Here is a 3,125-nt window from a genome sequence, read left to right as displayed (position 1 = left end):
GGGCGGTGCCAGGGGTGCGAAGCCGGTTCATCAGCCGTTCGGCGACCGTGGGCGCCAGCGTGGTGCGTCCGGCTGCTGCGGTGCGTACGGCGGCGGCCAGATCCTCGGGTGGGGCGTCTTTGAGAAGGTAGCCGGTGGCGCCGGCTTCGATGGCGGGCAGGGTGTCGGCGTCGGAGTCGTAGGTGGTGACGACCAGCACCCTGGGGGCTCCGGGCCGGGCGGTGATCCGGGCGGTGGCCTCGGCGCCGCCCATGCCCTTGCCGAATTGCAGGTCCATGAGGACGACGTCGATGTCGCCCTCGGCGGCGCGGAGGATGGCGTCCTCGGCGGTGGCGGCTTCGGCCATGACGACGAGGCCGGGCTCGGTTTCCAGCACGGCGCGCAGTCCGGCCCGTACGACGGGGTGGTCGTCGGCCAGGAGCAGGCGGATGGGGGTGTCGGTCACGGGCGGGCCTCGGGCTCGGTCTCAGCTGGCGGGGTGAGGGACAGTCGGGCGGACAGGGAGGTGCCGTGGCCGGGGGCGGATTCGACGGTAAGGGTGCCTCCAAGGGCCTGGGCGCGGGCCCGCATAACAGCCAGCCCGAACCCGCCGGCCTCGAGGTCGGGGGCGGGCAGGCGGGTGGGGTCGAAACCGCGTCCGTCGTCGACGACGTCGAGGGCAATGCGGTCGCCGAGGTAGCTGAGGGTGACGTCGGCGGTGATGGCCTGGGCGTGGCGGACGGTGTTGGCCAGGGCGGACTGGGCGATGCGCAGCAGCGCGACCTCGTGCGCGGTGGCGAGCGGCGCCGGGTCGCCGGTGAGGTGGAAGCGTACGGTGAGCCGGTGCCGGGCGGACGTGGTGGTGCACAGACGTTGCAGGGCACCGGCCAGGGTCGTGCCTTCCAGCGTGGGCGGGGTGAGGGCGGCGACGAAGCGGCGGGCCTCGGCGAGGTTGTCGACGGCGGCCTGCCGTGCCTGCTCAACGTAGCGGGCCGCGTTCTGCTGTGTGTGGGGAAGAGCTCGTTCGGCGGCGCGCAGCAGCAGCTGGATGCTGGAGAGGCCCTGGGCGAGGGTGTCGTGGATCTCACGGGCCAGGCGGTCGCGTTCGGCCAGCACACCGGCGGTGTGCTGCGCGGCGGCCAGGTCGGCGCGGGTGACCGTGAGTTCCTCGATCAGTTGGCGGCGGTGTTCGCTCTCCCGGTACAGAGCCTGGTACCCCCACACCACGGTGACCGCCACGGCGGCGCCGAGCGCGGGCCCGATGGCCATGGCGGGACTGAAGGAGTGCTGGTGGGCGGCGAAGCCCGCGATGGCCGCGGCGGCGGTGGCGGCCACCGCCGCCCATCCGACGCGGGGCAGCAGGTGCAGCTGGAGGAAATACAGCGGGAAGGCCACCCACACGGCGTCGGGGGACAGGGCCAGCAACACCAGCCAGCAGGCGCCCACGGCGGCCAGCCATAGCGCGGCGGCCCGCCGCGAGCGGCGTACGCCCGGCAGTACGGGCCCGACCGCGTACACCAGGCCGCACGCCGCCGCCGCGGCGACGATCAATCCGGCGTAGGGCCGGTCGCCGGTCACGGCCCGGCCGACGGCCAGGGCGAGCAGGCCGATGACCAGCAGGTGCAGGCACCAGGCCAGGGCCCGGGTGGTCGGGGTCAGCGCAGGGGCAGCGGCGGGGGCAGCGGTGTTCACAGTGCGTCCCAGGTTACGGAGGCCGACGCCCCGGGGCCTCCATCGAAAGTTGGAACCCTGTGCCGTCTTTCGGCCCCCGAAGTGCCGTCCTGCGCCAGACGCGCACACAGGGGGCCGGCCGCGACGGTGGAGGCATACGCTTCCACCGCTGGAAAGGACTGACCACGGCCGTGTTTGTCGCCTGGAGAGACCTGAAGTTCGCCAAGGGGCGCTTCGCCCTGATGGGGCTCGTCATCGTGCTGATCACCCTGCTGGTCGGGCTGCTGTCCGGGCTGACGGCCGGACTGGGCCGGCAGAACATCTCGGCGATCACGGGACTGCCCGCCGACAAGATCGCTTTCCAGGCCCCCAGCGGCGTGCAGAACCTGTCGTACTCCAACTCCACCGTCACCCAGCGGCAGTGGCAGCAATGGTCCAAGGCGCCCGGCGTCGAGAGGGCAGAACCACTGGGGATCACCACGACCAGGGCCAACGCCGGGGACAAGCACACCGCTGTCTCCGCCTTCGGCATCCATCCCGGCTCCCGGCTCGCCCCGGACACGTCGAGGGCGGGACCGGTGAAGGCGACGAAGACGCGTCCGTCGGGCAGCTGCTTCTGCGGGATCAGCAGCAGGATGGGGGCGCCCTCGGGGGCCTGGGCGGACACCGCCTCGCAGGTGCCGCGCACGCGCAGCCACAGCTTGGTGGCGTGCGGGACGCCGAGGCCCTCGCGGGCGGCGTCGGCGTACACCTTGGGCAGGCCCGGCTCGAAGGTCAGCGTGGACCACATGTTGACGGGCGTGGCGAGGACGACCACCGGGGCCTGGTGGACCCGGCCGCCGCGGACCTCGACGTGGGTGAGTCCGCCGCGCTCGCGGATCGCGGTGACCGGCGAGTTGAGGCTGACGGTCGCGCCGGACTCGCGCAGCATCCGCTCCAGGATGGAGATCATGCCGCCCTGGGGCAGCTCGCTCATCACCGAGAGGAACGTGTCGTAGGTGCCGCCGGCGAGCTGGTACCACTGGGCGAGGCCGGTGAGGGAGCCGGTGCGGTTGCCGCCGGCGAACACCGAGGTGGCGCCGCTCACCCAGTCGTGGTCGACGCCGGTCAGCTGGAGCTGGGCGATGCGGTCGGCGAGCGAGAGGCGGTCCACGGACGCCAGCAGGTCCTTGCGGTGGAGGGGCTCGTAGGGCCTCTCGAAGTACTGCTCGGAGCCCGCGTAGAAGTCCGCGAAGAGGCTGTTGAGGCGGGCGCCCGCCTCCTGCGGGGAGTGGCTGGCGTACCCGTCGGGTCCGGGCATGACCATGCGGGTGGCGTGGACGTCCGCGGTGGTGGTCAGCGAGTAGCGCTTCAGTTCGCGGGCCACGAGGTCCTGGCCGGGGCCGAACCAGCCGCCGCCCAGTTCGATGGGCTGCCCGGCCAGTGTGCCGGGTTCGATCCGGCCGCCGATCCGGCCGCGGGCCTCCAGGTCCAGC

The 3,125-nt window shown here is 73.0% G+C and carries 2 protein-coding genes and 2 pseudogenes; 1 reads left to right on the top strand and 3 read right to left on the bottom strand.

Features of this window, described 5'->3' with window-relative positions:
• On the bottom strand, window positions 1–445 hold a 445-nt coding region (locus tag ABZ281_RS43855; protein ID WP_356663791.1), incomplete at its 3' end, for a response regulator transcription factor.
• Window positions 442–1,671: a sensor histidine kinase gene (locus tag ABZ281_RS43850; RefSeq protein WP_356663789.1), complete on the bottom strand. Its 1,230-nt coding sequence runs from the start codon at window positions 1,669–1,671 to the stop codon at window positions 442–444. The genes ABZ281_RS43855 and ABZ281_RS43850, both read right to left, overlap by 4 nt.
• A gap of 170 nt (window positions 1,672–1,841) precedes the next feature.
• Between ABZ281_RS43850 and ABZ281_RS43845 the strand changes: the two are divergent.
• Window positions 1,842–2,219 (top strand): annotated as a pseudogene (locus tag ABZ281_RS43845) (ABC transporter permease); the annotation flags it as partial.
• Window positions 2,220–2,383: 164 nt separating this feature from the next.
• On the opposite strand, the pseudogene ABZ281_RS43840 reads toward ABZ281_RS43845, so the two are convergent.
• Window positions 2,384–3,058: pseudogene (locus ABZ281_RS43840) on the bottom strand (FAD-dependent oxidoreductase); the annotation flags it as partial.
• Between the last annotated feature and the right edge of the window lie 67 nt (window positions 3,059–3,125).

Source organism: Streptomyces sp. NPDC006265 (genome assembly GCF_040613555.1).
In the GTDB taxonomy this organism is placed as follows: domain Bacteria; phylum Actinomycetota; class Actinomycetes; order Streptomycetales; family Streptomycetaceae; genus Streptomyces.
The sequence above is the reverse complement of the archived record's forward strand: the minus strand, read 5'-3'. Positions and strand labels throughout refer to the sequence as shown.